Annotated in this window: 23 protein-coding genes; 11 read left to right on the forward strand and 12 right to left on the reverse strand. The window is 65.7% G+C overall.

Annotated features, from left to right (window positions below):
- The first annotated feature begins 94 nt into the window (after positions 1-94).
- Entirely contained in the window at positions 95-1,324 is a 1,230-nt protein-coding gene (locus NS365_RS09920; RefSeq protein WP_082684533.1) for an acyltransferase family protein, read from the forward strand.
- A gap of 65 nt (positions 1,325-1,389) precedes the next feature.
- On the opposite strand, the gene NS365_RS09925 is transcribed toward NS365_RS09920, so the two are convergent.
- Complete coding sequence (locus NS365_RS09925; RefSeq protein ID WP_058600127.1) at positions 1,390-1,866, reverse strand: MarR family winged helix-turn-helix transcriptional regulator; 477 nt, start codon at positions 1,864-1,866, stop codon at positions 1,390-1,392.
- Between the two features lie 190 nt (positions 1,867-2,056).
- Here NS365_RS09925 and NS365_RS09930 point away from each other — a divergent pair, with 190 nt between their 5' ends.
- Both NS365_RS09930 and NS365_RS25195 read left to right on the forward strand, forming a co-directional pair.
- A complete protein-coding gene (locus NS365_RS09930; protein WP_058600128.1) occupies positions 2,057-2,464 on the forward strand; it encodes a gamma-glutamylcyclotransferase family protein in 408 nt (135 codons plus the stop codon).
- A gap of 161 nt (positions 2,465-2,625) precedes the next feature.
- Positions 2,626-2,760 carry a hypothetical protein gene (locus tag NS365_RS25195; RefSeq protein WP_275477555.1) on the forward strand — a complete coding sequence of 45 codons (135 nt, stop codon included), beginning with the start codon at positions 2,626-2,628 and terminating at the stop codon, positions 2,758-2,760.
- Here NS365_RS25195 and NS365_RS24950 read toward each other — a convergent pair.
- From NS365_RS24950 to NS365_RS09945, 3 genes are read right to left on the reverse strand one after another with little or no spacing between them, the layout of a single operon-like run.
- Entirely contained in the window at positions 2,757-3,416 is a 660-nt protein-coding gene (locus NS365_RS24950) for a 4'-phosphopantetheinyl transferase family protein (protein WP_343286840.1), read from the reverse strand. The two genes, NS365_RS25195 and NS365_RS24950, sit on opposite strands and share 4 nt — an antisense overlap.
- Positions 3,389-3,868 (reverse strand): GNAT family N-acetyltransferase, encoded by a 480-nt coding sequence (locus NS365_RS09940; RefSeq protein ID WP_343286839.1) that lies wholly within the window; start codon positions 3,866-3,868, stop codon positions 3,389-3,391. The genes NS365_RS24950 and NS365_RS09940 overlap by 28 nt, the downstream gene beginning before the upstream one ends.
- A complete protein-coding gene (locus tag NS365_RS09945) occupies positions 3,865-7,872 on the reverse strand; it encodes a Pls/PosA family non-ribosomal peptide synthetase (protein WP_058600283.1) in 4,008 nt (1,335 codons plus the stop codon). Before NS365_RS09945 ends, NS365_RS09940 begins: the two co-directional genes overlap by 4 nt.
- Positions 7,873-8,266: 394 nt before the next feature.
- Between NS365_RS09945 and NS365_RS09950 the strand changes: the two genes are divergently transcribed.
- Both NS365_RS09950 and NS365_RS09955 read left to right on the forward strand, forming a co-directional pair.
- Positions 8,267-8,491 (forward strand): hypothetical protein, encoded by a 225-nt coding sequence (locus NS365_RS09950; RefSeq protein WP_058600130.1) that lies wholly within the window; start codon positions 8,267-8,269, stop codon positions 8,489-8,491.
- A gap of 88 nt (positions 8,492-8,579) precedes the next feature.
- A complete protein-coding gene (locus tag NS365_RS09955; RefSeq protein WP_058600131.1) occupies positions 8,580-9,041 on the forward strand; it encodes a hypothetical protein in 462 nt (153 codons plus the stop codon).
- 4 nt (positions 9,042-9,045) lie between these two features.
- Here NS365_RS09955 and NS365_RS09960 read toward each other — a convergent pair whose 3' ends face one another.
- The 4 genes from NS365_RS09960 to NS365_RS09975 form a co-directional block, all read right to left on the reverse strand.
- The gene (locus NS365_RS09960; RefSeq protein WP_244498415.1) at positions 9,046-10,017 is read right to left on the reverse strand and encodes a YeiH family protein; all 972 of its coding nucleotides are present in this window, start codon (positions 10,015-10,017) and stop codon (positions 9,046-9,048) included.
- A 101-nt stretch (positions 10,018-10,118) separates the two neighbouring features.
- Positions 10,119-10,652 carry a flavin reductase family protein gene (locus NS365_RS09965; protein WP_058600133.1) on the reverse strand — a complete coding sequence of 178 codons (534 nt, stop codon included), beginning with the start codon at positions 10,650-10,652 and terminating at the stop codon, positions 10,119-10,121.
- Complete coding sequence (locus NS365_RS09970) at positions 10,652-11,545, reverse strand: aldo/keto reductase (protein ID WP_058600134.1); 894 nt, start codon at positions 11,543-11,545, stop codon at positions 10,652-10,654. The genes NS365_RS09965 and NS365_RS09970 overlap by 1 nt, the downstream gene beginning before the upstream one ends.
- Positions 11,545-12,702: an LLM class flavin-dependent oxidoreductase gene (locus NS365_RS09975; protein WP_058600135.1), complete on the reverse strand. Its 1,158-nt coding sequence runs from the start codon at positions 12,700-12,702 to the stop codon at positions 11,545-11,547. The genes NS365_RS09970 and NS365_RS09975 overlap by 1 nt, the downstream gene beginning before the upstream one ends.
- A 101-nt stretch (positions 12,703-12,803) precedes the next feature.
- Here NS365_RS09975 and NS365_RS09980 point away from each other — a divergent pair, with 101 nt between their 5' ends.
- From NS365_RS09980 to NS365_RS10005, 6 genes are all read left to right on the forward strand, one after another.
- The gene (locus tag NS365_RS09980) at positions 12,804-13,508 is read left to right on the forward strand and encodes a GntR family transcriptional regulator (protein WP_058600136.1); all 705 of its coding nucleotides are present in this window, start codon (positions 12,804-12,806) and stop codon (positions 13,506-13,508) included.
- Between the two features lie 115 nt (positions 13,509-13,623).
- A complete protein-coding gene (locus NS365_RS09985; RefSeq protein ID WP_058600137.1) occupies positions 13,624-14,688 on the forward strand; it encodes an ABC transporter ATP-binding protein in 1,065 nt (354 codons plus the stop codon).
- Positions 14,689-14,740: 52 nt separating this feature from the next.
- A complete protein-coding gene (locus NS365_RS09990; protein ID WP_058600138.1) occupies positions 14,741-15,979 on the forward strand; it encodes an ABC transporter substrate-binding protein in 1,239 nt (412 codons plus the stop codon).
- Positions 15,980-16,101: 122 nt separating this feature from the next.
- On the forward strand, positions 16,102-17,010 hold the full coding sequence (locus tag NS365_RS09995; protein WP_058600284.1) for a carbohydrate ABC transporter permease: 909 nt from the start codon (positions 16,102-16,104) through the stop codon (positions 17,008-17,010).
- Positions 17,011-17,013: 3 nt separating this feature from the next.
- Complete coding sequence (locus NS365_RS10000; RefSeq protein ID WP_058600139.1) at positions 17,014-17,868, forward strand: carbohydrate ABC transporter permease; 855 nt, start codon at positions 17,014-17,016, stop codon at positions 17,866-17,868.
- Between the two features lie 9 nt (positions 17,869-17,877).
- On the forward strand, positions 17,878-19,902 hold the full coding sequence (locus NS365_RS10005; protein ID WP_058600140.1) for an alpha-glucosidase: 2,025 nt from the start codon (positions 17,878-17,880) through the stop codon (positions 19,900-19,902).
- Positions 19,903-19,909: 7 nt separating this feature from the next.
- On the opposite strand, the gene NS365_RS10010 is transcribed toward NS365_RS10005, so the two are convergent.
- The 4 genes from NS365_RS10010 to NS365_RS10025 all read right to left on the reverse strand — a co-directional run bounded on the left by NS365_RS10010 (position 19,910) and on the right by NS365_RS10025 (position 25,614).
- Complete coding sequence (locus NS365_RS10010; RefSeq protein WP_082684535.1) at positions 19,910-20,929, reverse strand: helix-turn-helix domain-containing protein; 1,020 nt, start codon at positions 20,927-20,929, stop codon at positions 19,910-19,912.
- 178 nt (positions 20,930-21,107) lie between these two features.
- Positions 21,108-24,512: an acyl-[ACP]--phospholipid O-acyltransferase gene (locus NS365_RS10015; RefSeq protein ID WP_058600142.1), complete on the reverse strand. Its 3,405-nt coding sequence runs from the start codon at positions 24,510-24,512 to the stop codon at positions 21,108-21,110.
- 77 nt (positions 24,513-24,589) lie between these two features.
- Positions 24,590-24,874, reverse strand: coding sequence for a YiaA/YiaB family inner membrane protein (locus NS365_RS10020; protein ID WP_058600143.1), 285 nt, complete (start codon positions 24,872-24,874; stop codon positions 24,590-24,592).
- Between the two features lie 50 nt (positions 24,875-24,924).
- Positions 24,925-25,614, reverse strand: coding sequence for a PspA/IM30 family protein (locus NS365_RS10025; protein WP_058600144.1), 690 nt, complete (start codon positions 25,612-25,614; stop codon positions 24,925-24,927).
- Between the last annotated feature and the right edge of the window lie 54 nt (positions 25,615-25,668).

Consider the following 25,668-nt stretch of genomic DNA (forward strand, 5'->3'; position numbering starts at 1 on the left):
CACCTCTGGCCGCCCCGTATGAGGCGCGTTAGGAGGGGCATCGGGTCGCCTTGCAGAGGCGACGGGCGCTGCGGTCATCAGGGCAGGTTGGGATATGGATACGCCCCGAAACGGAGTGCGCGGGAAATTGGCGGAGCTGGAAGCGCTTCGTGGCATCGCGGCCCTTATCGTGCTCGTGCATCATACGATGCTGGCCTTCACGCCGCGTCTTCATGGTCTGACCTATCCGGGCCAGGCCTATTCGCTATCGCGCACGCCGGCCTTCGCGCTCGTCAACGGGTCGGCGGCGGTTGTCGTCTTCTTCGTCTTGTCGGGCTATGTGCTCTCGCTCGGCGTGCTGCGCACCGGCAGCGCACAGCTGGCCGCGACGTCCGCCCTGAAGCGCTGGCCGCGTCTGGCGGGTCCGGTGATGTTGACTAACCTGATGGCCGGGCTTGTCATGGCGTTCGGCGGATTTTCGAATCAGGCCGTCGCACCGCTCGTACCGTCCATCTGGCTCGGCTGGTTCTACACGTGGTCCAGCGCGGGCCTGCGCGAAATTCCCGATAGTCTTTGGGAAGGGGCAACGACCTTCTTCACCGGCCACGCGGCTTATAACTCCAGCCTCTGGACTATGTTCTACGAGTTCGCCGGTAGCCTCCTCGTGCTTGGGGCAGCGCTCCTCATGGTTCGACTGGAGCGGTTACGGTGGGTTGGCCTGGTCTCAATTGGCTGTGCCGCGTTCTGCATCAGCCCCAGGCTGACCCCCTTCCTTGTCGGCCTCGGGCTTGCGTGGCGTGATCGCACGAAGAGGGAGGATTGGGGCTCGGGACGAATCCTGTTGGCCGTCTCTGCCATTCTGCTTCTCGCCGGATATCATGAAAATGTCGTCGGTGGCCGCCCCGAGGGCTTCTATGCCGCGCTTGCGCCGGTGGCCGAATGGGACGCGCTGCGCCTTCGCGTGGTTCTGCATACGATTGCCGCCTGCCTCGCGCTGCTCTTGTTTCGCCGCTCGGCGGGGCTGCGGCGTGCCATGAGTGGCCGGCTGGGGCGCGGGCTCGGGTTTCTGTCGTTCGGAATCTATCTTTGCCAAGTCCTCGTCATCTGTTCCGTCTCCAGTCTGACATTCGAAGCCACGGCCGGGGCAGGGTGGTTCGTACAGATCGCGGCGACCTTTGGGGTGACGATGCTGGGAACTGTGGTGCTCGCCGTGCCGGTCGCCGTCTTCGATCGATGGTGGACGGGCTGGGTCGGCCGCGTGATACCGTCTCGTGGTCGCAGGGCGAACGCGGATCGATCGGCTACGGCTGAACCAAGCGCTGACCGATGGGGCGGGCGTTCGTAACGGAGGCGCACGCCGCACTGCGTTCGCGCGCTCACCTCTTGATCCGCGTTGTGCGCTTGCAGGCCCTATCGCAGACGCGAAAGCCGGCCTGCGACGATGCGTTCGATGCGCCAGAGCGCGTCCGATAAGGCTGGTCTGTCGGCGCAAGGAATCTGGCGCGTCAGATCGTCATTCATGGCGGACCAGACCTGCCGGACCTCGCTGCGGACCCGCGCGCCATCCTCGGTCAAAACCACGAAGGTTCGCCGGAGATCGGCGTCGTCCATCTCGCGCCGGCACCAGCCCCGCCGCTCCAGACTGTCCAGCATTTTCGAAACGGTCGAAGGCCGAACGGAAAGCTCCCGCGCGATCTCGCAAATGCCGCGCCGTTGGTCGGGATCGATCGCGTCCAGAAGCTGATCCTGCCCCGCCACGACGCCGATTTCGGCGAGCTTCAGCGAGATGAGCTGGCGCGTGGACTTGGACAGAGCGAGGAGCGGTCGAATGAGATTGTCTGGCACGTTCTCACATGTCGGCTCGGCCGTTATTTCTGCCACGGTCATCGCATTCGCCGTTCGTTTCGTGATTCATTCGAACACACTGACCAAGCGGGCGGGACAGGTCTTTTAACTGCTTATCATCCGTGGGATTGGGGGCGCCCGTCTTGAGCGGCGCGACGGCGCGCGACATTTCGCCTGATCCACCGAAGCGAAACGACAGGAACCGTGGGACGGACGGCTGCCTTATCCCGACATGCTTCATGTCTTTGTCTACGGCACGCTCAAACGCGGTTTTCCATTTCACTCCCTCGGACTGGCCAGGAGTGAGTTTCTAGGTGAGGTGCGGACCAGCGAACCCTATCCCATGGTGATCGCCGGATCGTTCTACGGCCCGATGATGCTGGACCGTCCCGGCCATGGCCTGCCCGTGTGGGGCGAGTTGTACGGAGTCGAGCCCGACCACCTTCCTCGGCTGGACGAGTTGGAAGGCGTCGGCAAGCCCGGCAGCTTCCGCTCGAAATTGCGCATTCGCGCCCGTTCCGGCGGCGAGCCGCAAGAGACGATCGGCTATATGAAGGCGCGCAACTGGCTCAGCCCCGTTCACACGGGCTATCTTTCCGATTATCGCGACACCCGTTTCATCCCGCCCTGGGAGCGCTGACGGCGTCCCAGCGAATCGGAACCGATGAATGCCGGCCGCTCAATCGCTGCCGACAGCGGCTTCGTTGTCGCGCGTGTCGTCAGGAAGGCTTCCCGTGCCCGGCGTGGCGTCCTTGTTGGTGAGTCTGGAATCGGTGTGGGGACCCGCTGCCGGCTTGCAATATGGATCATCCGCGCGGGATCAAGACTGAAGGCGATCAGGTCGCCCACCGCGCCATGAAGGGCTGGGTGATCATCCTCATTCTGGCGGCACTGGCTCTGCTGCTAATTGTCTTCGTTCTGGTCGGGCAGAGCTAGAAAGACGCCAGTGTGACGATCCTTGGGAACGTCAGATGCCGGAGCTGGAACCTGTGGCCGGTGCGGGTCGTGGCGTGGCCGGCGGGCAGATCGATGGCGATGTCGCCATAATCCAGGAAGCGGCCGTCGAGCGGGAAGGCAGCTTTGTAGACCGCCTCCTTGGCGCTGAAGAGAAGCCGTGCCGCGAAGCTCGGTTCCAGATCGCCGGTGCGGTCGTTGGGCATGACGACGAGATCGAGAAGCTCGTCCGGCAGGGGCAGGCTGGGCTCCACGTCGATGCCGAGCGAGCGGATCGCGCCGACGCTTGCCACCGCCGCCACCGCCATCGTCTCGTCATGGGCGAGCGAGCCGACCACCCCGTCCGGCCAGAGCGGCTGGCCCGAGGGGCCACGTGGAATTTCAACCGCTTCGCCGAGCCGCGCCGACAGAAGCGTGCGCGCAGCCAGCCGAGCCGCGCCGCTCGCCCGCCGCCGCTCCGCCCCGCGCGCAGAGATCGAGCGCGCTTCGGCTGGCAGGAGATAGCTCTCGTCGCCCGGCCGGATCCGGCGGCAGGCCAGCGCGATGCCCTCGGTGACGAGGCGGCCCAGCGCCGCGGCGAGCGCGATCTCGTCCGGGGCGTCGTCCGTCGTCAGCGTCGGGCCTCGGCGGCAGGCCAGACGAGCCGAGCGATCATTTCGCCGTCCTCGTCCAACCCCTTTTCCTGAAAGCCGGCCGCACGATAAAGCCGGCGCGCGGCCTCGTTGCCGGGGTCGTAGCAGATCGAGACTTCGCGGACATGGCCGAGCGCGCGGATCTCCGACAGGGCGGCCTGCACCACCGCTCGGCCGTAGCCTTTGCCCTGCTCATCGGGAGCGATCATCAGGCGATAGATGCGCGCCTCGCTCTCGCTTTCCGAGGCGTCGTACATGAGGAACCCGACCAATTGATCGCCAGCCAAGACGGCGCGCGGCCGGGCGTCGGCGTCTTCTTCCGCTTCGGCGAGCGAGTCGGCGTTGCTGGCGAGGAAATGCGCCTGTGACTCTCCCAGGACCATCGCCGCGATGGCGGTGCGGTTGGTGTCATCGACGGGCGCCAGCCGCACCTTGGCTTGAGCGGGCTCGGTGCTCACGCGCCGCACTCCGTTCCGCCAACGCCTGTGACCGGCCGAACGAAGCGGCTGAGCTTGGCCGGGTTTCCGCTCCAGATGGAATGGGGCTCCAGAACCTCGCCCTTCATGACGAAAGCGTCCGTATCGGCCATGGAGCCTTCGCCCATAGTCACGCCGTAATGCACGAAGGCGGCGGGGCTGAGCGTGCAGCCCTTGCCGATGCGGATCAGGTCCGACTTGAACGCGCCTTCCTCCAGCGAATGGGCCTGGATGACGCAGCCCTCGTTCAGCGTCGCATCGTCGCCGATCTCCACCAGGGAGCGCTCGGTGAGGTTCGCACCCGCGTCATAGACGCGCTTGCCGACCTTCACGCCCAGCATCCGCAGCACCATGGGACGGAAGGGCGTGCCGGGGAAGAGATTGACGATGGCGGAATCGGCGAGCTTCCAGTGACGCTCGTGCCGCCAGAAGGAGCGATCGTAGATCGTCGTCATATGCGGCTTCAGCTTGCGAAAGCCCAGACTCGCGCGCTCGATCAGAAGCTGCATCGGGATTTCGATGGCGACCACGAGAAGCGAGCCGACGAAGAGCGCGACCGCGCCCCAATCGGTGTAATAGTTGAGCGCCCGGTCGCCGATGGCGAGCGCGATGAACAGCTCCACCCACAGCACCGTCAGCATCAGGACGCCGGTCACGGCATTGTGCCGATTCTTGAGGCGCACGCGCTGGCGACGCTCCTGCGCACTGACGCTCGCGATCAGTTCCTTGTCGCGCGAAACAAGGCGGGGAATCTCGAAGGGCGGAGAGCCGAGCAGGCCGACATTCTCCCGCACCGGGCCGCTGATGGGCACCATGACCTTGGTGCCGAGCAGGCAATTGTCGCCTGTGCGCGCGTCGGACGGGAAGAAGATGTTGTTGCCGAAATAGTTCTGCGCGCCGACCTTGGTATGCTCCAGCCGGAAGGAGGAGGCGGACTTGTGCATGTTGAGCATGAACAAGCCGTCCGACACCATCGTATGGCTGCCGATCTCGCAGAGATGCGGGCTTTCCTGCTGCTGGTTGCTGCCGAAATTCGAGCCTGTCTGGGTGACGGTGTTGAGGTTCCAGCCGAGCGCCCGGATGTAATGGACGATGGCCGAGGAGTCGCCGAACAGGACGTTCAGGATCTTGTTGTTGGAGCAGAACTCCACCGCCGTCTGCAGCCAATAATGGAAGCCATAGAGCGTGTAGGTGCGGCCGGGCTTCAGCACGAGGCCGACCACGCGCGGCACCACCAGCGCCGCCAGAAGCGAGACGGCAATATAGCCGAACAGCGTCACCGTGGTGCCGAGCGCCACGATGCCGATGGTTTCCTGATAGTCGTCGCCGACATTCTGCCAGTAGCTGTGAAACAGGAGCGGGAAGGGTGTGATGAGCGCAAAGAGCGCGATCAGCTGCATCACTTCGAACAGCCCGCGCCGAAGCTCCGACAGGCGGCGGTTCTCGACCTTGCAGTAATCGGCGTCCGTGCGCACGGCCGGAGAGCCGTGCCAGCATTCGCCGTCCGGGATGGACTGGCCGCTATGCAGCGAGGAGGCATGGCCGAGCTGCGAGCCGTCGCCGACCTTGGTGCCGATGTCGAGCACGCAGCCCGCGCCCACGAAGGCATTGTCGCCGATCGTCACCGGGCCGGTGTGAATGTAGCCGGCGCGCGCGTGATAGCCGAGCACGATCGACTCCTTGCGGATGATCGTGTTGTCGCCGATCTCGATCAGATCGGTGCAAACCGGCACGTAGCGGCATTCGATGATCGTGTTGTGCCCGAGCCGCGCGCCCAGGAGCTGGAGATACCAGCTGTAAAGCGGGCTACCCCGGAAGAGGACGACGGGCGCGGTGCGGATCAGCGTCTGCACCACCCAGAAGCGGTAATAGCGCGCGCTCCAGATCGGGATCGACTCCTGCTTCCAGCGTCCGATCAGCGTCCATTTGGCAAGGATCGCAAGCCCTGACATGCCGAAGAAGATGCCGGCCGAGAGCAGCACGCAGCGCAGATAAAGCTGGATCGGCGCGTCCAGCTCGACATAGACCCAGTCGAGACCCCGGTCGAAGACCCAGAGGCCGAAATAGCTGTAGACCGAGTAGAACAGAAGCTGCGCCGCGCCTGTGGTCCAATAGGCCAAGTTCGTCGCGCGGTGCGTCGGCACGGGCTCGATCTCGGCCTGCTCGATCTCGTCCGGCGTCTGGAGATGCTCGGCCAGCCGCGCGACGCTGGGATAGAGGTAGATGTCGCGCATCGAGGTCGTGCCCCAGCCCGGCTGCGTGCGCACGCGGGCGCAGAAGCGCGCCATCAGCAGGGAGTTGGCGCTGAGATCGTCGAAGAAATGATCCTCGACGGAAATGCGCTCGACACCCAGGATTTCGCGCGCGGCATCCACCAGGAAGCGCTCGTTGTCGCTGCGCGGCTCGACGATCTCACGGTTGGCGTTGGTCTCGTTGAGCTGTGGCTTGGGCAGCTTACGCGTGTCGATCTTGTCCGACACGGTCATGGGAAGTGCGTCCAGCTGCTCCAGATAGGCCGGCACCATATAGGCGGGCAGGCGACGCTTCAGCTCGGCCGAAAGTTCGGGCTTGGACAGCGGCTCGGCCTCCGTCTTCAGCGCGTAATAGGCGGCAAGCTCGGTGCGCCCCGGCTGGATTTCCACCGCCGTCACCGCCGCCTGGGCGATGCCGGGCTGCTCCAGAAGGATCGCCTCGATCTCGCCCAGCTCGATCCGGTGGCCGCGAATCTTCACCTGCGTGTCGATGCGCCCATGATACTCGATCTCGCCATGCGAATTGATATGGCCGAGATCGCCCGTGCGATAGATGCGCGCCGAAGGGTTGTTCGGCAGGCCGATGAAGTCGGGAATGAACTTCTCGTCCGTGAGATCGGGGCGGTGCAGATAGCCGGCGGCCAGGCCGATACCGGCAATGCCGATTTCGCCGAGCTCGTTGCCCGCCGCGAGCTTCGCCTCGGCCGGGTCCAGAATGACGATGCTGTAGGTCGGCAGCGGACGGCCGATCGTCACCGGGCGGCCGGGAACTAGCGTCGCCATGGTCGCCGTCACCGTCGCTTCGGTCGGGCCGTAGGTGTTGAGGATTTGCAGTCCCGGCCGGGACCAGCGCGACACGAGCCCCTGTGGGCAGGCTTCGCCGCCCACCAGAATGAGGCGCAGGCTCGGCACGTCGCTCTCGATGGAGGAAAGCAGCGTCGGGCTGCACGCCATGCATTGAATTTCGTGCTGGTTGAGGAAGTCCGACAGTTCCTCGCCCACCGGCGTATAGCGATGGGGCGCGGGATAGATCGTCGCGCCAGCCGCGAAGGGAACCCAGATTTCCTCGGTCGAGAAGTCGAAGGCGATCGTCATGCCCTGATAGACGCGGTCGCCCGGTCGGTAGCCGTAGCTTGCCGCCGCTACCTGCACGAAATTGGCAATGCTGCGGTGAAGGATTTCCACACCCTTCGGCCGGCCCGTCGTGCCCGAGGTGTAGAGAATGTAGCAGGCGTCCTGCGGGCCGCCCCGCTGGCCGAGGGACGTTTCCGGCTCTGCCGAAATCTCAGCTTCGATCTCCTCGATCAGGAGGCTATCGACGGGAAGCGCGCGGGCGAGATCCACATAGGCCGCCTCCGACACGACGAGAGCGATCGCGGCATCCTCGATGATGAGGGCCATGCGCTCGGGCGGGAAGGCGGTGGCGAGCGGCACGAAGACGCCGCCCGCCTTCATGATCGCCAGTGTCGCGACATAGGTCATGGCCGAGCGGCCGAGCAGCAGCCCGACGCGCGTGCCCGGCGTCACCCCGCGCCGTTCCAGAACACGCGCCATCTGGTTGGCGCGGGCATCGACCTCGCCATAGGTCCAGGACCGGCCGCCCGAGACGACGGCCGGCAGGGCCGAGAAGCGCTCCGTCAGACGTTCGAACACGTGATCGAGCCGCTCGCCACCGGGCGCTCCGCTCGGAAAATCGTCCCCGCGCAGGATAGGCGCAGGCTGGCCGCCGGACATGTCGGTGACCGTCTGGGATGCGGCGGAAAGGGAGCTGAGCTGAGAAGCTGGCATAGGGTTTCAAATCTGAAAAGGAAGCGCGACGCCTGGTGCGATATGTCGCATTCAGGTCCGTGAGTTAGTCGAAAGCGTGTCGGAGCGGAAGCGTCCCGCAGCGCTGGACACGCCGGATTGTTCGTTGTTTTCGACAAGGCTGGTTTGCGCGATAGGCATTGCCGCGCAAGGCGCTCTCGCGCCGCAGCGTGGCCAATTTGCGGCTCATGACGCGCTTGCGTGGTCAGCCATCCAAATAAGAGTGGCGCGCAATGTCCAAACCAACAAGTCTGGCTTACGTCTTCCCTAGGGGAAGTCCGCTTGGCGAGGTGGCAAGCGTGGGGCGGAAGGACTGCCATCGATGTCGGAAGCGCAGCAGGTGCGAATGCTTCTGGAACGATGTCAGGCGATGTGCGCCGTCAGCGAAGCGGCCATTCGAGCGCTGGAGCAGGATATGGCGTCGAGCCGCTCCCTGCCGCTGGAACTCGGCGAGATGTTCGAAGGCCTCGCCAACTCCTATCTCGACCTCGCAGCGATCGTCAGCGCGCGGCATCGCGTGGGGCATGGAGCCGAGTCCCGGTCGTGAAGCGAAATCCGGCCGGTGATGGATACGGAGCCGGGCTCGAGATGTTGTGCTGACACTTCGTTCTCCATCGCATCTTGAGGAACATGCCATGCTTCGCTCGCTTCTGATCGGCCTCGTCGCGGGCCAACGCGCCATGACGCCGCTGGCGCTTCTGTCGGGCGCGGCCCGGCGTGGGGACTTGCCGCCCGGCGCGCCGGCGCGTGATCTTCTGGCCCATCCCCTCGTGGCGCTCGGAACCACGGCACTCGCCGCCGCCGAAATGGCGGGCGACAAGATGGCGTCCGCGCCGGACCGCACCGTGCCGGCGGGGCTTCTGGCGCGCAGTCTCACGGCAGGCTTTGCCGGCGCGGTGCTCGCGCCGCGTGGGGATCGGGCGGCGGGATCGGTTCTCGGCATCGCGGCGGCGATCGGCGCGTCCTATCTGGGTCTCGCGCTCAGACGCCAGGCGATGGATCGCTACGGGCAGACGGAAAGCGGCTTTGTGGAGGACGCAATCGTTCTCATGAGCGGCGCGGCGGTCACGCATCTTCTGGAGCGCGATCGCTGGTGACCGTCTAAAGAAACCAGACCACAGCAAGTCCGAGCGCCGCGATCCAGATCGTTTCCAGAAGGATCAGGATCAACGCGCGCGGGCCGACCGTGACGATCTGCCCGAGCATGGTCTTCATGCCGAGCGCGGCGATGGCCGCGACGAGCGCCCAGCGCGACAGGTCCGACAGAGCCGTCGCGACGACGGGCGGCACGAGGCCGAAACTGTTGATCGCCACCAGTGCGACGAAGCCGAGAAGAAAACCGGGCACGCTGACCCTCCCTTCGCTCTGGCCGCGCGAGACGAAAAAGGAAATCGAGAGAACCACGGGCACCAGCATGGCAACGCGCAGGAGCTTGGTCAGCGTGGCGGCGTCGCCCGCCTCGGTCGAGATGCTGAAGCCCGCGCCCACGACCTGCGCCACGTCATGGATCGTCGCACCGAGGAAAATGCCGATCTGCGCGTCGCTGAACGGGCTCTGCTTCAGGAGGATCGGGTAGAGCACCATGGCGATGGTCGAGAAGGTCGTGACGACGACGACGGTGAAGATCACGTCGCTCTCTCGCGCGCCCTCGCGCTTGGGAAGAACCGAGGCGATGGCGAGCGCGGCCGACGCGCCGCAAATGCCGACCGCGCCGCCCGTCAGCAGCCCGAACAGGGCGGGGAAGCGCAGAGACCTTGCCAGAAACACGCCGACGCCGATGGTGGTCGCAACGCCGAGAATCGCAAGAAGGATCGGGGCAGGGCCGAGCATCATCGCGTCCGACACGGTGATGCGCACGCCGAGCAACGCCACGCCGAACCGCAGGACGGTGCGGGAGGTGAAGTCGATGCCCGGCTTGCAGGCACCCTCGACCGACAGGAAATTGAAGGCGATACCCAGAAGCAGGGCGAAAAGCATGACCGGCCCGCCGTAGTGCTCTGACAGGAAGGTGGCGGCCAGCGCCACGACGACACTGACGAGGCAGCCGGGAAAGAGGGACCGCGTGCTATACACCGCGCCTCGCGTCAGGCCGGCCGGGCCATGTTCCCTCAAGCTTCGGATCATGCCTGCCTCGCTCGAACTCAACCGTGACGCGGTGGGGGCGGTCGGTGTCTTCAGTCTTGGATATGACGTCTGAAATGCCCGAAGGCTCCGCGCGAAAAGCAGAGCGGATCGCCCTCGCGATGGGCCGCGCGCAGGACTCGGCCGAGCATGATCGTGTGGTCGCCGGCATCGTGGAGCGAGGCTGTTTCGCATTCGAAACGCGCCAGCGTGCCCGCGATAACAGGGGCACCCTCGTCGTTGGCCTGCCAGTCCAGCCCTTCGAAGCCGAGCCCGCCGCGCGTGAAGCGCGTGCTCAAACCGTCCTCCTCCAGACCCAGAATATGGATCGCGAAATGCGGGGCGGCGGTGAAGAGCGCGTGGCGGGACGAACTCTTGGCCGGCGACCAGAGCACCAGCGGGGGATCGAGCGAAACGGAAGCGAAACTGTTGACCGTCATGCCGATCGGCCCGGCCGACGTTGCCACGGTGACCACGGTAACGCCCGTCGTGAAGGTGCCGAGCGCGTTGCGATAGGCGCGGGCATTCTCGGCGTTCGGGATGAAACGATGCTCCGTTCCATCGCGGATCGGCTGCATGATGCCCATCACGGCACGTCCCGGCCCATGGCCGCGCTATAAAGCTCGAACCAGGTCTGGCGGTCGATGGAAACGCGCAAAGCCTCGCCGATGGCCGCAATGCGCGGGAGAGAATTGGTTCCGAGCACCGGCAGGATGCAGGCGGGGTGGGCAAGAAGCCAGGCGATGGCAACGGAGCCAGTGTCCACGCCCTGTTCGGCCGCGATCGCGTTCAGGCGCTTCAGAAGCGGGCTCTCGCTGTCCGCGAAGAGACGCCCGCCGCCGAGCGGCGACCAGGCCATTGGATGGATGCGTCGCTCCATCAGCGAGGCGAGATCGCCATTGCGGAAGGGCTCGGTTTCCAGAAGGCTCAGCTCGATCTGGTTCGTCACGAGCGGCGCGCGCATGGCCGACTGGAGCAGCGACAGGTCGTAGGGCCGGAAGTTCGAGACACCGACCGCGCGCACCTTGCCGGAGGCCACAAGTTCATCCAGCGCCGCGCCGGTCTCGGCCGGGTCGATCAGCGGATCGGGCCGGTGGATCAGGAGGAGGTCGATGCGCTCGATCGCCATCTCGCGCAGCGAGGTCTCGACCGAGGCCATGATATGGGCGCGGCTCGTGTCGTAATGCTTGACGCGCGCGCCGGCATGTCGGCCCATCGGCGCGACGATGCCGCATTTGGTGACGATCTCGATCCGGTCCCGCAGATCAGGCGCGGCCTTCAGCGCGCCGCCGAAGATCGCCTCGCCGCGATAGCCGCCATAGATGTCGGCATGGTCCATCGTGGTGATGCCCTGCGCGAGGCAGGCTTCGATCTTGCGCTGGACATGGGCGGGCGAGGTGTCGCTGTCGTCGCCGAGCCGCCAGAGCCCGTAGACCAGCCGGCTGACATCCAGATCGGACCCGAGTTTCAAGCGTTCCATCAGTGGCGGCTCCCAAGTCCGAGCGGGGTGGCGGGCGTGGTCGCGGGGACGCGGCCATATTCATGCGGCAGCGAGCAGGTCGCCAGCGCCGGCAGAACCTTGGTGCCGAAATGCTCGGCCTCGTCCAGATGCGGATAGCCCGAGAGGATGAAGGCGCGAATGCCCATCTTGCGATAGTCTTCGAGGGCAGACAGAATTTGGTCCGTCGAGCCGACGAGCGCCGCGCCGCAGCCCGAGCGCGCCCGGCCGATGCCGGTCCAGAGGTTGGGCTCGATATAGCCGAACTGGTCCGCCAGCGCGCGGGCGCGGGCCTGATGGGCGACCCCCAGCGAGATGCTGTCATGGGCGCGGTCGCGGATCAGCTTGCCATATTCGTCGTCGAGCCTGGAGACGAGATGCTCGGCATAGTCGCGCGCCTCCCGCTCCGTGTCACGCACGATGACATGAACGCGCAACCCGTAATCGAGCGTGCGCCCATGGGCTTCGGCGCGCGCATGAACGGCATTCATGCGCTCGGCCAGCTGCTCGCGCGTTTCGGGCCACATGAGATAGACGTCGCACTGTGCGCCGCAGAGTTCCAAAGCGTCCGGGGAGTAACCGCCGAAATAAAGAAGCGGGCCGCCATTCTGCTGATAGGGCCGGGCCGGCTCGGTGGAGACGCCCTTGAAGCGATAGACCTCGCCCTCGAAATCGATCGTCTCGCGCGTCCAGGCCTGGCGCAGGATTTCGACCACTTCATGCGAGCGGCGGTAGCGGAAGGCGCTGTCGGCGACTTCGCCGGGAAAGTCGGAGCTGATGACGTTGAGCGTCAGCCGGCCTTTGAGCATATGATCCAGCGTCGCGACCGTGCGCGCCAGCATGATCGGCTGCATCTCGCCGCAGCGGATCGCGGCCAGAAAGTTCATGCGGCTCGTCAGCGGCGCGCAGCCGGCGACGAAGCTCAGCGTATCCTGCCCCACCTGATAGGAGGAGGGGCAGAGAATGTTGCGGAAGCCCAGCCGCTCGGCCGTCAGCGCGATCTCGGAGCAGTGCTCCCAGCTGGACCGCAAAGTGCCGTCCGGCACGCCGAGAAAGGCATAATCGTCGGAGCATAGCGCCGAAAACCACGACACTTCGGCGGCATCGAGATCGGCGGACGTGATCGGGACGACGGACATGCATTTCCTCCCGGAACGCGAAACCTCGTCTGGAGCTAACACCGGATATCGAGTAAATCAATGGTGTATCAATTTGCAGCTGCGAGTGGGAGGCAGGCGGGATGCGGCAGGTGAGGGGCAGTCTCCCCGTCTATCTCCAACTGGCGGAAACGCTGGTGCGCGACATCGCGGCCGGGCGGCTGATCGAGGGCGAGAAGCTGCGCCCCGAGCGCGACATGGCGCTGACGATGGGCACCTCCATCGGCACGCTGCGCAAGGCCTTGGCCGAGTTGCAGAATCGCGGGCTGTTGGAGCGCGTGCAGGGCTCGGGCAATTATATCCGGGCGGCGAGCGACCCTAAGAGCCTCTACGCCATGTTCCGGCTGGAACTGATCGAGGGCGGTGGCCTGCCGACGGCCGAAGTGCTGGATGTCGAGCGCTTGCCCAAGCCCGAGGGGATCGCCGGCTTCGGCCCGTCGCCCGAAGGCCACCGAATCCGCCGCCTGCGCCGCCTCTCCGGCCGCATCGCGGCGCTGGAGGAAATTTGGCTGGACGGGAGTTTCGCCGACACCATCACGACCGACGATCTCTCGGAATCGCTCTATCTCTTCTACCGGACGCGCCTCGGGCTCTTCATCGAAAAGGCGGAGGATCGGATCGATCTCGGCCATGTGCCGGACTGGAAGCCGAGCGCCTTCGAACCCGAAGTCGGCGCGCCGATCTGCCATATCTTCCGCAAAAGCTGGGCGGCGGACGGCACGATCGCGGAAGTTTCGCACACTTGGTACGACACCCGAGTGGCGCGCTATGTCTCGCGAATCCGGTAAGGGCCAGTGTCTCTGGCGCTGCACAATTGATACATGATTGATCTAAGATTTTCTTCCGCGCTAGATTGCGGGAGAAAGCCGACTCTCGGATGTCGGATGGGAGGAAGCGGACAGCATGGCATCGGTCAGCCTGCGCAGGCTCGGAAAGAGCTATGGCGGTACCCAGGTCGTCAAAGGCATCGATCTGGATATTGCCGATGGCGAACTGGTGGTGCTTGTCGGCCCGTCCGGCTGCGGCAAGTCCACGACGCTGCGCATGGTGGCGGGTCTCGAAAGCGTGACCTCGGGCGAGGTGCGCATCGGCGATCAGGTCGTCAACGCGCTGCCGCCGCGCGAGCGCGACATCGCCATGGTGTTTCAGGACTATGCGCTTTATCCGCACAAGACCGTGCGCGAGAATATGGGATTCAGCCTGAAGGTACGCGGCATCAAGGGCGCGGAGGCCGACAAGCGCATCCAGGATGCCGCCGAGATGCTGGGGATCGCGCATCTTCTGGACCGGCGGCCGGGCCAGCTTTCGGGCGGCCAGCGCCAGCGTGTCGCCATGGGCCGCGCCATCGTGCGCCGGCCGCAGCTCTTCCTGTTCGACGAGCCGCTGTCCAATCTCGACGCCAAGCTGCGCGGCGAGGTGCGCACCGAGATCAAGCGCCTGCATCAAACGATCGGCACCACGATCCTCTATGTCACGCATGATCAGGTCGAGGCGATGACGCTGGCCGATCGCATTGTCATCCTGCGCGGCGGCGAGATCGAGCAGGTCGGCACGCCCGACGAGGTCTATAACTATCCTTCCAGCGTGTTCGTCGGCGGTTTCATCGGCTCGCCCGCCATGAACTTCGCCCGCGCGCGGATCGAAGGCGGACGTCTCCTCTTCTCGGGCGGCCATGCGCTGCCGCTTGCCCTGGCCAGGGCCGGCGATGAGGGGCGCGAGATTATCGTCGGCATCCGGCCCGAACATTTCGGGCCGGCGCAGGACGGGGCGGCGACGCTCGAGGTCGGTGCGGAGGTGGTCGAACCGCTGGGGTCGGATACCCTTGTGCATTTCGCCTTGGGAGGGGCGAGGCTCACGGCGCGAATGCCGCCTGCGTTTCGGGCCGATGCCGGACAGAAATTCCACGTCGGGGTCGATTCCACGAAAATCCATCTCTTCGATGCGGCGAGCGAGAAGGCCATAAGCTGAGGCGACGGAACTTCGCCGCCCCGGCACAGAATCAACGGGAGGAATTGGACGGATGCGCAAACGCTTTCTCATCCGCGCGGCGCTCGGCGCCTGTGTGCTCGCGGCAACGCCCGCGTTCGCCGAAACGCAGCTCAAGATCTTCGTGTCGAGCCAGCATCAGCCCGATGTCTGGCGCAAGGAACTCGACGCCTACGAGGCCAAGAATCCGGGCGTGAAGGTCACGATCGAGACCGGCGGCAACACGTCCGAGACGCAGGCGCAGTATCTTAACACGGTGATGTCCGCCAAGGACCCCAATCTCGACGTGCTGATGCTCGACGTCATCCGTCCGGCGCAATATGCCGCCGCCGGCTGGACGACGCATTTCCCCGAGAAGGATCTCTCCGTCTATCTGCCGGCCTATGCGGAGGCCAATACGATTGGCGGCGAGGCCGTGGCCCTGCCGGCCTTCGCCGACGCGATGTTCCTCTACTACCGCAAGGATCTCTTGGACAAATACGGCATCGCCCCGCCCAAGACCTGGGACGAACTGAAGGCAGCCGCCCAGAAGGTCGCGGCCGGCGAGGGGAGTGCCGCCGCCGATCTTCAGGGCCTGAGCTTCCAGGGCAAGGCGATCGAGGGTGCGGTCTGCACCTTCCTTCTGCCCTATTGGAGCCAGGGCAAGCAGCTGGTGAAGGACGGCAAGCTCGATTTCGACAAGGAGGCAGCCGTCCGCTCGCTCGCCCTATGGAAGAGCTTCGTGGACGATGGCGTCGCCAAGAAGAACATTTCCGAAGTCGCGACCGACGACACGCGCAAGGAGTTTCAGGCCGGCAAGGTGCTCTTCGCTATCAACTGGTCCTATGCCTGGAAGCACTTCCAGGGGCCGGAATCGGCGGTCGCCGGCAAGGTCGGCGTCGCGCGCCTGCCGGCGCTGGGGTCGGGCGAGCAGTCGAGCTGCCTCGGCGGCTGGGAGTTCGGCGTGTCCGCCTATTCGCAGCATCAGGACGAGGCCAAGAAGCTCGCCGAATACCTGAGCGGCCAGGAGGTCTCGAAATATATGGCGGTCAACGGCGCGCTGCTGCCGACCTATGCCAGCCTCTATGGCGACCCGGACGTGTTGAAGTCCGCCCCCTGGTTCGCCGAAGCGCTGCCCGTGGTGGAAACCGCGCGCGCCCGGCCGGTGACGCCGCGCTACAACGAGGTGAGCGAGGTGATCCGCACGACGGTGAACGCCGTTCTCTCCGGCGTCTCGACGCCCGAGGAAGGGGCCGCGCAGATCGAAAGCCGGCTGCGTCGTATCCTGCGCTGAGTGCCGACGAAGCCACAAGCCGAACCGGCGCGGGTCTCGCGTCGGTTTGATGGCGAAGCCTCGGCAGAGGGCGTTCACGACGGTAAGGATGGGTGATCGTGACCTTGGCAGCGACGGACAGCATGAAACGGACCGATCGACAGCCTGCGGCCTGGCTGCGCTGGCTCGACCCGAGCGACAAGGTGCTGGCCGCCTGGCTGCTCGCGCCGGCCGCGCTGCTTCTGTGCGTCATTATCGTCTATCCTGTCGGCCGGCTGATCTGGATGAGCTTCCAGAATCTGTCGCTGACCTCGGGTCTTCCGGCCTCCTTCGCCGGGTTCGAGAACTACGCCCTGATGTGGGACGATCCGGTCTTTTGGGAGGCGTCCTGGAACACGCTCCTGATCGTGGCCATCACCGTGCCCGGCGCGCTTCTCATGGGGCTCGGCATGGCGCTTCTGGCCAATCTGCCCTTCCGGCACAAATGGCCGGTGCGCCTGTCGCTCCTCATTCCCTGGGCGCTGCCGCTCTCCTTTGCGGGCCTCATCTTCGCGTGGTTCTTCCACTATGAATACGGCATCGTGAACGATGTGCTGAACCGGCTCGGGCTCCAAGGCGTGATCTGGTTCAACTCGCCGGGTTGGGCTTTTGCCGCCATCTGCCTCACCATCGTTTGGAAGACCGCGTCCTTCATGGCGCTGATCATCCTCGCCGGACTCCAGACCATTCCGCGCTCGCTCTACGAGGCGGCGGATGTGGACGGAGCCGGGCGCGTCCGGCAGTTCTTCGAGATCACGCTGCCGCTCCTGAAGCCCGCCATCGTCATCGCGCTGATCTTCCGCACGATCACCGCGCTCCAGACTTTCGACATTCCCTATATGATGACCGGGGGCGGCCCCGGGACCTCCACCGTCACGCTCGCCATGTATATTCATCAGAACACCGTGTCCTTTCTGGACCTCGGCTATGGCTCGGCGCTGGCGGTGGTCATGTTCGCCTTCTCCATGGCCGTGACATTCCTGTATCTCCACATGCTGCGCCGAAAGGGCTGAGTCATGAGCACGATGGCCACGTCCTCGCCTTTGGCGCTTTTCTCGGGCAAACCGCTGCGCTTCCTCGCGGCCGGCGTGCTGCTGGTGAACGGCCTCTTTCCCGCGCTCTGGATTCTCTTCACCTCGCTCAAGACGGAAGGCGAGCTGACCCTCAAGCCCATCACCTGGGCCCCGCATCAGCCGACGCTCGCCAATTACGTCACGGCCTTTTCCGACCAGCCGCTGCATCTCTTCCTGTTCAATTCGGTCATGGTGGCGCTGCTCTCGACGGCCTTGACGCTCGTCGTTTCGGTTCTGGCGGCCTATGCGCTGGCGCGGCTTCATCTGGCCTATCGCGGGTTGATCCTGTCGCTGATCATCGCTGTCTCGACCTTTCCGCTGGTCACGCTGCTCGTGCCGCTGTTCGAGACCATGCGCGCGCTGAACCTCCTGAACACATGGGTCGCGCTGATCCTGCCCTATACCGTCCTGTCGCTGCCGGTCTGCACGCTGATCCTCACCTCCTTCTTCGAGGGTATTCCGCAGGATCTGGAGAATGCCGCGATGATCGATGGTTGCACGCGGCTCGGCGCCCTGTTCAGGATCGTGGTGCCGATCTCGGCGCCCGGCGTCTTCACCGCCGGCATTCTCGCCTTCGTCAATTCCTGGGACGAGTTCCTGCTGGCGCTGTCCTTCAACTCCAATCCGGCGCTGCGCACGCTGCCTGTCGGCATCCAGCTCTATCAGGGCGAGTTCTCCTTCCCTTGGCCGGTGATCTCGGCCGCGCTGGTGGTCGGCATCGTGCCGGTCGCCGTCCTGATCGTGATCTTTCAGGAGCGCGTCGTCTCCGGTCTCACCGCCGGCAGCATCAAGGGCTGAAGGACCGTCATGACATCAGACCCGGTTTTCCCGCTCGCCGCCCCCGTTCTGACCACCGAGCCGGACGGCTTCTCGCTTGTCCTCTCCGGCAAGCTTGTGCTCACGCATAGCGCCGCCGCGCCCTGCCTCTTTGTCGGCCAGGGCCAAGAGCGGATGGAGATGTATCGGGGCAATTTCGACATTGAGGATTATGTCGTGGAGCGCGTCGCGCTGCGCCATGCCGCGATCTCGGGGGATGTGATCGATCTCTCGCCCAGCCCTTCCGAGCCGGCGCGCCTGCGCCTGAGAGTGGAGGGAGCCGCGCTGCGCTTCGAGGCGCTGGACCCCGCGATCAACCGGCTCTGGCTGCGCGTTCAGGCCGAAGCGGGCGAGCATGTCTGGGGCGGCGGCGAGCAGATGTCCTATTTCGACATGCGCGGCCGGCGCTTTCCGCTCTGGATCTCAGAGCCCGGCGTCGGACGCGACAAGACGCGCGAGCTGACCTTCAAGGCCGATGTCGCGGGCCGGGCGGGCGGCGACTATTACCACACCAACTATCCCCAGCCGACCTACCTGTCTTCGCGCCGCTATGCGCTCCATGTCGAGACGCCGGCCTATTCGGTCTTCGATTTTCGCCATGAGGCGTTTCACGAGATCGAGGTCTGGGCCGTTCCCGAGCGGATCGAGTTCTTCGACGCCAGCGATTTCGAAGGGCTGGTGGAACAGCTCTCCACCCGCTTCGGCCGCCAGCCGCCGTTGCCCGATTGGGTCTATGGGGGAGCGATTATCGGGTTGAAGGATGGGGAAAAGTCCTTCGAACGGCTGGAGTGCATCCGGGCGGCGGGCGCCGCCGTGTCGGGCCTCTGGTGCGAGGATTGGGTGGGGCTGCGTCATACGTCGTTCGGCGCGCGGCTCTTCTGGGACTGGCAGGCCAACGAGACGCGCTATCCCGCCCTGCGCCAGCGCATTGCCGAGCTGAGGGGCGAGGGCATCCGGTTTCTCGGCTACGTGAACCCCTATCTCTGCGCCGATGGCCCGCTCTTCCCGAAGGCCGAAGCGGCCGGCTATTTCGCGAGAGATGCCGAGGGCAAGACCGCCCTGGTCGATTTCGGCGAGTTCGATTGCGGCGTCGTGGACTTCACCAATCCGGCGGCTGCCGACTGGTTCGCCGAAGAGGTGATCGGGCGCAACATGCTGGACTTCGGCCTGTCCGGCTGGATGGCGGATTTCGGCGAGTATCTGCCAGTCAATGTGCAACTCGCCAATGGCGTGGACGCCAAGCTGATGCACAATCCCTGGCCGACCCTTTGGGCGGAGGTCAACGCGCGGGCCGTCGCCAGCCGTGGCATGACGGGGGAGGCGCTCTTCTTCATGCGCGCGGGCTTCACCGGCGTCGGGGCGCATTGCCCGCTTCTGTGGGGCGGAGATCAGTCGGTAGACTTCTCGCGCCATGATGGGCTGGTGACGGTCATCTCCGGCGCTTTGTCCTCCGGCCTGCTCGGTAATGCCTACCATCATTCCGACATCGGCGGTTACACCAGCCTCTTCGGCAATATCCGCACGCCCGAGCTGATCATGCGCTGGGCCGAGATGGCCGCCTTCACGGCCGTCATGCGCACACACGAGGGCAACCGCCCGCGCGACAATCTCCAGATCGACGGCGACGAGGCGGTGCTCTCGCATTTCGCGCGGATGACGCGGCTCTATGTCCATCTCGCGCCCTATCTGCGAAGCCTTTCGGACGAGGCGGTTCAGCGCGGCCTGCCCGTGCAGCGCCCGCTCTTCCTGCATTTCCCGGGCGACCGGGCGACCTATGCGATCCAGGACAGCTATCTCTACGGGCGCGACCTACTCGTTGCGCCGGTCTGGCGGGAGGGCGAGACCTCGCGCGAGGTCTATCTGCCCGAGGGCGCGGATTGGGAGCATGTCTGGAGCGGCGAGCGCTACGAGGGCGGGGCGACGATCCCGGTCGAGGCACCGCTCGGGCGCCCGCCCGTCTTCATCCGCCAAGGCTCGGTTTGGATGGACCTATTCCGGACGCTCGCCACGCTCTGATAGCGCTTCAGCCGCCGCGTGCGACGGCCTGCCGCCAGTGCTCGAACAGCATCTGGCTGCTGCTGATATAGGTCGATCCGCTCTGGCGCGCCTCGCGGGGGGAGCAGCCGAACTGGCGTTCGAATGAACGCGTGAAGCTCGTCACATTGCCGAAGCCCAGCGCCTGCGCGATCTCGCCGACCGAGCGATGCTCCTCCGGGTGGAACAGAAGCGCGCGCGCCGCATCCAGCCGACGCTTCTGGATATAGGACAGGATCCCGCCGAAGGGCGAAAAGGCGCGGTAGAGGGTCGAGCGGGGAATATCCAGCTCGTGGCAGATCATGTCCGGCGTCAGGTCGGGCGAGCCGATATGGCGCTCGATATGGCGTTCCACGCGCAGGCGCACGGCCGAAATCAGGCTTCCCTTGGCCAGATGGTCGGTGCCGGTGAGTTCCGCGAGGCTGGAGGCCATCAGCGTCAGCGTCGCCGCCGCCATGCGCTCGGCCTCGGCCTTGTGCATGTTGGGCAGGTAGCGGCATAGGGCCGTCAGATGCTCGGCCAGGATCCAGCCGCTGGCCGAGCGCAGGATATGTCCATGCGGGATCGTGACATCGGGCGCGGCCTCCATAAAGGTCTGACGCGGCACGTTGACCATGGCGTAGCTCGCCTGCGTGGTCACCACGTGAAAGGGCTTCGACGCGTCGAGAAGGCAGATGTCGCCGTCCTCGCTCGAAAAAGGCCGCCCATCCGCCTCGCCGACCCAAAGCCCCTTCATGAACAGAAGGAAGACGATGTTGTCGTAGCCGTCCGACAGGCTCTCCGCCTTGCGCTCCAGCCGGCAGGGCGATGTGTGACCATGGGTGAAGACGATTTTCTGAAGAAGCCAAGCCGACAGATCCATCGCGAAATCGGTCAGATCGTCGTTCGGGATCGAAATGGCATATTGCGGCACCGCCGCGCGCCAGGTCTTGAACGCCGCCTCTTTCCCCAGTTGCGAGCTTCTAAGATCGATCCGGGGCAATGTGGCGGTCGTTGATGAAGCGGCCATTCGAAACGCTCCGATGCACGGGTTGCGGCTCTGTGAGGGCCGCACACTAAGACTGATCAGCCACGACTTTAAGGAAGAACAGTCGTTGAAAAAAGGTTAGCGCCTCTTCGCCTTTGTTTCGTTGGCGGTCTTCATGCCAGCCTTCGCTGTGCGCGGCCGGCCGATTCCCCACCGGACCTCATGCCGACAATTCAGGCTCTCGTCTCGCACGGTCCTCCCGCACAAGCGCATTGGCCGCCTGAACGTCGATCTTGCCCGTTCCCAGAAGGGGCAGTTTCTCAAGAACCCTGACTTCGGCGGGCACGGTGAGATCACCGGCCTTTTTTGCGCGCGCGAAGCTTTGGAAATCCGTCCGCGTCGCGTCCCGTTCCTGCGTCAGAAGAACGATCCGCTCCCCTTTTCGCTCGTCGGGCACCGACACGGCGACGGACAGGGCACCCGGCCAAAGCTCGGCCGCCAGCGCTTCGACGGCGGCGAGCGACACCATCTCCCCGCCGATCTTGGCGAAGCGCTTGGCGCGGCCCTCGATGCGCACGAACCCGTCCGCGTCGATCGACACGATATCGCCCGTATCGTGCCATCCGCCTTCCGGCGGCTGAAGTGCGCCGGGTCGATCTGCCTTGAGATAGCCGAGCATCACGTTCGGCCCGCGTACGATCAGACGACCTCCTGTCTCGATGCCGGGAACCGGCTCCAGCCGATGTTCGATGCCGGGCAGGAGGCGGCCCACCGTGCCGGGGCGATTGTGCATCGCCGTATTGAGCGCGAGAACCGGCGCCGTTTCGGTGACGCCATAGCCCTCGAACAGACGCACGCCGAAGCGCTCGGCATAGGTCTGCCGCGTGGCCGCGCGGATCGGCTCGGCCCCGGCAAAGACGTAGCGCAGCGCGCGAAAGTCGTAGGGATGGGCCGTGCGGGCATAGCCCGTGAGGAACGTGTCCGTGCCGAATAGGATCGTCGCATTGGAGCCGTAGATGAGTTCCGGCACGATCCGGTAGTGCAGCGGCGAGGGGTAGAGGAAAATCGGCACGCCGGACACGAGCGGCAGCAGCGTGCCGGCCGTCAGGCCGAAGGAATGGAACATCGGCAGGACGTTGAACACCTTGTCCCGCCCGTTGAAGTCGATCCGCGCCGCGACCTGCGCGATATTGGACAGGATGTTGCGATGGCTGAGGACGACGCCCTTCGGCGCGCCTGCCGAGCCGGACGTGAAAAGAATGGCCGCCGGATCGTCCGCCTTGCGGGGGACGAGCGGGTGCTTGCGACGCAGGAGGCCGACAAGCTTCTGGCGCGGGGTGACGCCGGCTCGGATATCCTCCAGCCAGACAAAGGTGAGGTCGCCTTGCAGTGCCGCGACGAGGGGCTGAAGCTTCGCCTTTTCGATGAAGGCCCGCGAGGACAGAATGGTGCGCGCCCCGCTGGCCGTTGCGGCCGAGCGGATGTTGGCCGCGCCCGCCGTGAAGTTGATCATCGCCGGTACGCGCCCCGCCGACATGAGGCCAAGGCAGGTCGCGACCGCGCCAGCCGCGTTCGGCAGCATGACGCCGACCGTCTCGCCGGGGGCAAAACGTGCGTCGAAACACGAGGCCAGCACGCGCACGCCGGTCAGCAGCCGGCCGAAGCTCATGCGGCCTGACATGGGGTCTTCCACGGCCAGTCGCGACAGGCCGGTGCGCTCGGCGGCGTGGATGAGGCGCTCGACCACGCTTACATCCGTGCGCTCGGTGCGGAACACGAGGTCGGACATGGTGTCAGTGAGACGCGCGCCGGCCGCCGCACGGCGCTGGCGGGTCGTGCCGCCCTCTGGCATGGCGATGCGCACGGGATCGAGGATCGTGACGCGGACCTTAGGAAAGAGCCGGCGGCGAACCTCGCCGCCCGTCAGGCGCGAGGCATAGCTTTGCTCCAGCCCTTCGATGCGGATCGGCACCACGGGCGCGCCGGTCTTGCCGGCGACGAGCGCCGCGCCGTCATAGATCTTCATCAAGGCGCCGGTCGTGGTGATGCGCCCTTCCGGGAAGATCACGAGCGGCGAGCCGGCGTCCACGGCCTTGATCAGCGTGCGCGTCGAGATCGGGCGCGAGGGATCGAGCGGCAGGGCGTGCACGAGCTTCAGGAAGGGGCGCACCCAGGCGCGCTGCGCGATCGTATGGTCGATGGCGAAGACGGGATCGCGATCGCTCAGCGACAGGGCGAGGGCCGCGTCGAGAAAGCTGACATGGTTGAACGCGAGGATGGGCGCAGGGCCGGCGGCTTCGAGCTTCTCCAGCCCACGCACTTCCAGCCGGAAGACGACTCGAAAAAGAATGGAGAGCGCATCGCGCAAGGGCGGCGTCGGCAGATGGCGCAGCAGGAGGACGGCGGCCAGGAGATTGAGAAGCGACAGGCCGGCGAGGATCGCGGCGAGGCTGGCCCCTGCATATTGCACGAGCGCGAGCACAAGGCTGCCCCCAACCATGAACGCGGCGCTCAGCGCGTTGGCCCCCGCAATGGTGCGTGCGCGCCGCGTGACCGGCGCCCAGGCCTGAATGGCCGCGAAGGCGGGAACCGAGATCAGCGCGGCGGCCACCGCCATGCCCGCCAGATCGACCAGGGCGCGCAGCGATCCCGGCGCCCCGAGAAAGGCCGACACACCGGAGACCACGGGCGTGCCGGACTGCGATCCGACCGTCCAGGCGAGGTCGGCCCCGAACAGCGCGACCAGTGCCGTGCCCAGCACGGCCGGCAGAAGTGTCGTGCGTCCCTGGCAAAGCCATGCGGCGAGCGCCGAGCCCGCCGCTATGGCGACCGAATAGATGGCCAGAGCGAGAGTGACTGCGCTCTGCGTCCCGCCGAGGCCGTTCTTGATGATGGCCGGGAGGAGCGACATCAGGATGAGCCCGAGCATCCAGAACCAGGAGATCGTCAGAGCCGCGATCAGAATCCGGCGATCCCCGCGCAGGGCCGCGATGAAACGGGCCGTCGAGCGCAGGATGTTCGCGTCCATGGCGGCGGTGGGGTCGGCGACCTCGCCTTTGGGCATGGCGCGCGCCGTCAGCCAGCTCGTCACGGCGACGATGCAAAGGAGCGCGGCCGCCCAGCCGGTATGGACCGTGGACAGGAGGCCGGCGGTGATCGTGCCGGCGAGAATGGCGGTGAATGTCCCGCCTTCCACCCAGGCATTGGCACGGGGGAGCTCTTCGGTCGCCAATTGCTCGGGCAGGACTGAGTATTTGATCGGCCCGAACAGGGCCGACACCGTTCCGAAGCCCGCCAGGGCCAGCATCATGGTCGGCAGGGAGCCGAGGAGCAATGCCACGGCTCCAAGCGCGGCCACGCCGATTTCCGCGAGTTTCAGCCGCTGGGCGACCAGGGCCTTGTCGAACCGATCGGCCATCTGACCGCCCAAGGCGGCCAGCAGCAGGAAGGGCAGCATGAAGATGGCTCCCGCCAGCGCGATCATGGCTCCGGCGTCGTGGCTCGCGGCGCGAAACAGGATGAGAAAAACGAGCGTGTTGCGCAGGAGATTGTCGCCGAACGCCGTCAGGAACTGCGTCCATAACAAGGGCGCGAAACGCCGCGAGCGCAGAAGGGAGGAAGCCATGTCCGAAACCTTGGCGAGCGGAAGGAAGGGGCGAGCAGAAAGACGAGCGCCGGCTGCGGGAGCCGGCGCTCAATCCCTCAAACGCGGGCGGAGCGATCGACGTCCATCAGCAGCTTTTCGGTGCGGGCGTCCTCCAGCCGGTTCACCAGGCGCGCCGCCTCCTCGCTGTCACGCAGGGTCTTGGTGACGGTGATGGAGGTCTGCACCAGCATGATCGAGGCCATGGCATAGAAGCCCTTGGCGGCGAAGCTGGCTTCCATCGACCAGATGCCGACCGCCATCATGCCGACGGCCACCGCGAAGCTCGCGATCGTGAAGTTTTTCCAGGCGGACGAATGTTTCTGAAGAGGCGCTTCGGTCATGGTGAGGGGCTTTCCGAGAATGAGGTACGAAGGTCAAGGGTGAGGGCAGATCAGGCTGAGCGCGCGGCCCGCTTTGCGTCGATGCGACGCAGGACGGCCTCGGCTCCGGTATCGAGCGGCGCGCCGCAGCCGGCCTCCGCCAGCCTGCGGGCGGTCGCGTCCGGGTCGCCGACGGCACTGTTTTCGCGCCAGAAGGCGTCGATGGCCTCGTCTTCCTCCTGCCGGCTGCGCAGGCGCGTCAGCGTCTGTTCGGCATCGTCGAAGACGGACAGGATAGGGCCGGGCAGCGCGCCGCCGCCGCGACGCAGGCTCTCGCCGGCTTCGGCAAGCCGCAACCCGCCCTTGAGATCGCAGAGGCGCTGCTCGGCCTCGGTGACGCGGCGCTGCAGGCGTTCGGCCTGGCTCTCGAGCCGCGCGAGACTGTCTCCGACTCGAGCGCGCTCCGCTTCGAGCTTGCTGATGGAGAGCGCTCCCTCGTGGGCGAGATCCGCCTTGCCCTGGTCGAGCGCGGCCATGGTGCGCGTTTCCAGATCGCCGATCCGCGCGTCGAGAGCTGCGATCCGCGCTTCCTCGCGTCGGTTGGCGAGCGCGGCGAGAGCGACATCCCGCCGCGCGGCGGCCAGCGCCTGCGCGCAATCCCGGATCTGTTGGCGCAGGATGGTGAGCGCGTTGCGATCGCACGCCGCCTCGCTAGCTTCGAAGACGCGCCCGCGCGCCAGGGCGGAAACCTGTTTCCACATCGGCCATTTCCTTCTATGAACATCGTTCAAGAAAGAAATTGGCACAGCCATGAA

Origin of the sequence: Aureimonas ureilytica (assembly GCF_001475935.1) — a bacterium.
Classification (GTDB): domain Bacteria; phylum Pseudomonadota; class Alphaproteobacteria; order Rhizobiales; family Rhizobiaceae; genus Aureimonas; species Aureimonas ureilytica_A.

Bases quoted from the DNA above. Each gene is read 5' to 3' on its own strand.
- NS365_RS09920 (WP_082684533.1), top strand. From the start codon at position 95: ATGGATACGCCCCGAAACGGAGTGCGCGGGAAATTGGCGGAGCTGGAA.
- NS365_RS09925 (WP_058600127.1), bottom strand. From the start codon at position 1,866: ATGACCGTGGCAGAAATAACGGCCGAGCCGACATGTGAGAACGTGCCA.
- NS365_RS09930 (WP_058600128.1), top strand. From the start codon at position 2,057: ATGCTTCATGTCTTTGTCTACGGCACGCTCAAACGCGGTTTTCCATTT.
- NS365_RS25195 (WP_275477555.1), top strand. From the start codon at position 2,626: ATGGATCATCCGCGCGGGATCAAGACTGAAGGCGATCAGGTCGCCCAC.
- NS365_RS09945 (WP_058600283.1), bottom strand. From the start codon at position 7,872: ATGTCCGGCGGCCAGCCTGCGCCTATCCTGCGCGGGGACGATTTTCCG.
- NS365_RS09950 (WP_058600130.1), top strand. From the start codon at position 8,267: ATGTCGGAAGCGCAGCAGGTGCGAATGCTTCTGGAACGATGTCAGGCG.
- NS365_RS09955 (WP_058600131.1), top strand. From the start codon at position 8,580: ATGCTTCGCTCGCTTCTGATCGGCCTCGTCGCGGGCCAACGCGCCATG.
- NS365_RS09965 (WP_058600133.1), bottom strand. From the start codon at position 10,652: ATGGGCATCATGCAGCCGATCCGCGATGGAACGGAGCATCGTTTCATC.
- NS365_RS09970 (WP_058600134.1), bottom strand. From the start codon at position 11,545: ATGGAACGCTTGAAACTCGGGTCCGATCTGGATGTCAGCCGGCTGGTC.
- NS365_RS09975 (WP_058600135.1), bottom strand. From the start codon at position 12,702: ATGTCCGTCGTCCCGATCACGTCCGCCGATCTCGATGCCGCCGAAGTG.
- NS365_RS09980 (WP_058600136.1), top strand. From the start codon at position 12,804: ATGCGGCAGGTGAGGGGCAGTCTCCCCGTCTATCTCCAACTGGCGGAA.
- NS365_RS09985 (WP_058600137.1), top strand. From the start codon at position 13,624: ATGGCATCGGTCAGCCTGCGCAGGCTCGGAAAGAGCTATGGCGGTACC.
- NS365_RS09990 (WP_058600138.1), top strand. From the start codon at position 14,741: ATGCGCAAACGCTTTCTCATCCGCGCGGCGCTCGGCGCCTGTGTGCTC.
- NS365_RS09995 (WP_058600284.1), top strand. From the start codon at position 16,102: ATGAAACGGACCGATCGACAGCCTGCGGCCTGGCTGCGCTGGCTCGAC.
- NS365_RS10000 (WP_058600139.1), top strand. From the start codon at position 17,014: ATGAGCACGATGGCCACGTCCTCGCCTTTGGCGCTTTTCTCGGGCAAA.
- NS365_RS10005 (WP_058600140.1), top strand. From the start codon at position 17,878: ATGACATCAGACCCGGTTTTCCCGCTCGCCGCCCCCGTTCTGACCACC.
- NS365_RS10010 (WP_082684535.1), bottom strand. From the start codon at position 20,929: ATGGCCGCTTCATCAACGACCGCCACATTGCCCCGGATCGATCTTAGA.
- NS365_RS10015 (WP_058600142.1), bottom strand. From the start codon at position 24,512: ATGGCTTCCTCCCTTCTGCGCTCGCGGCGTTTCGCGCCCTTGTTATGG.
- NS365_RS10020 (WP_058600143.1), bottom strand. From the start codon at position 24,874: ATGACCGAAGCGCCTCTTCAGAAACATTCGTCCGCCTGGAAAAACTTC.
- NS365_RS10025 (WP_058600144.1), bottom strand. From the start codon at position 25,614: ATGTGGAAACAGGTTTCCGCCCTGGCGCGCGGGCGCGTCTTCGAAGCT.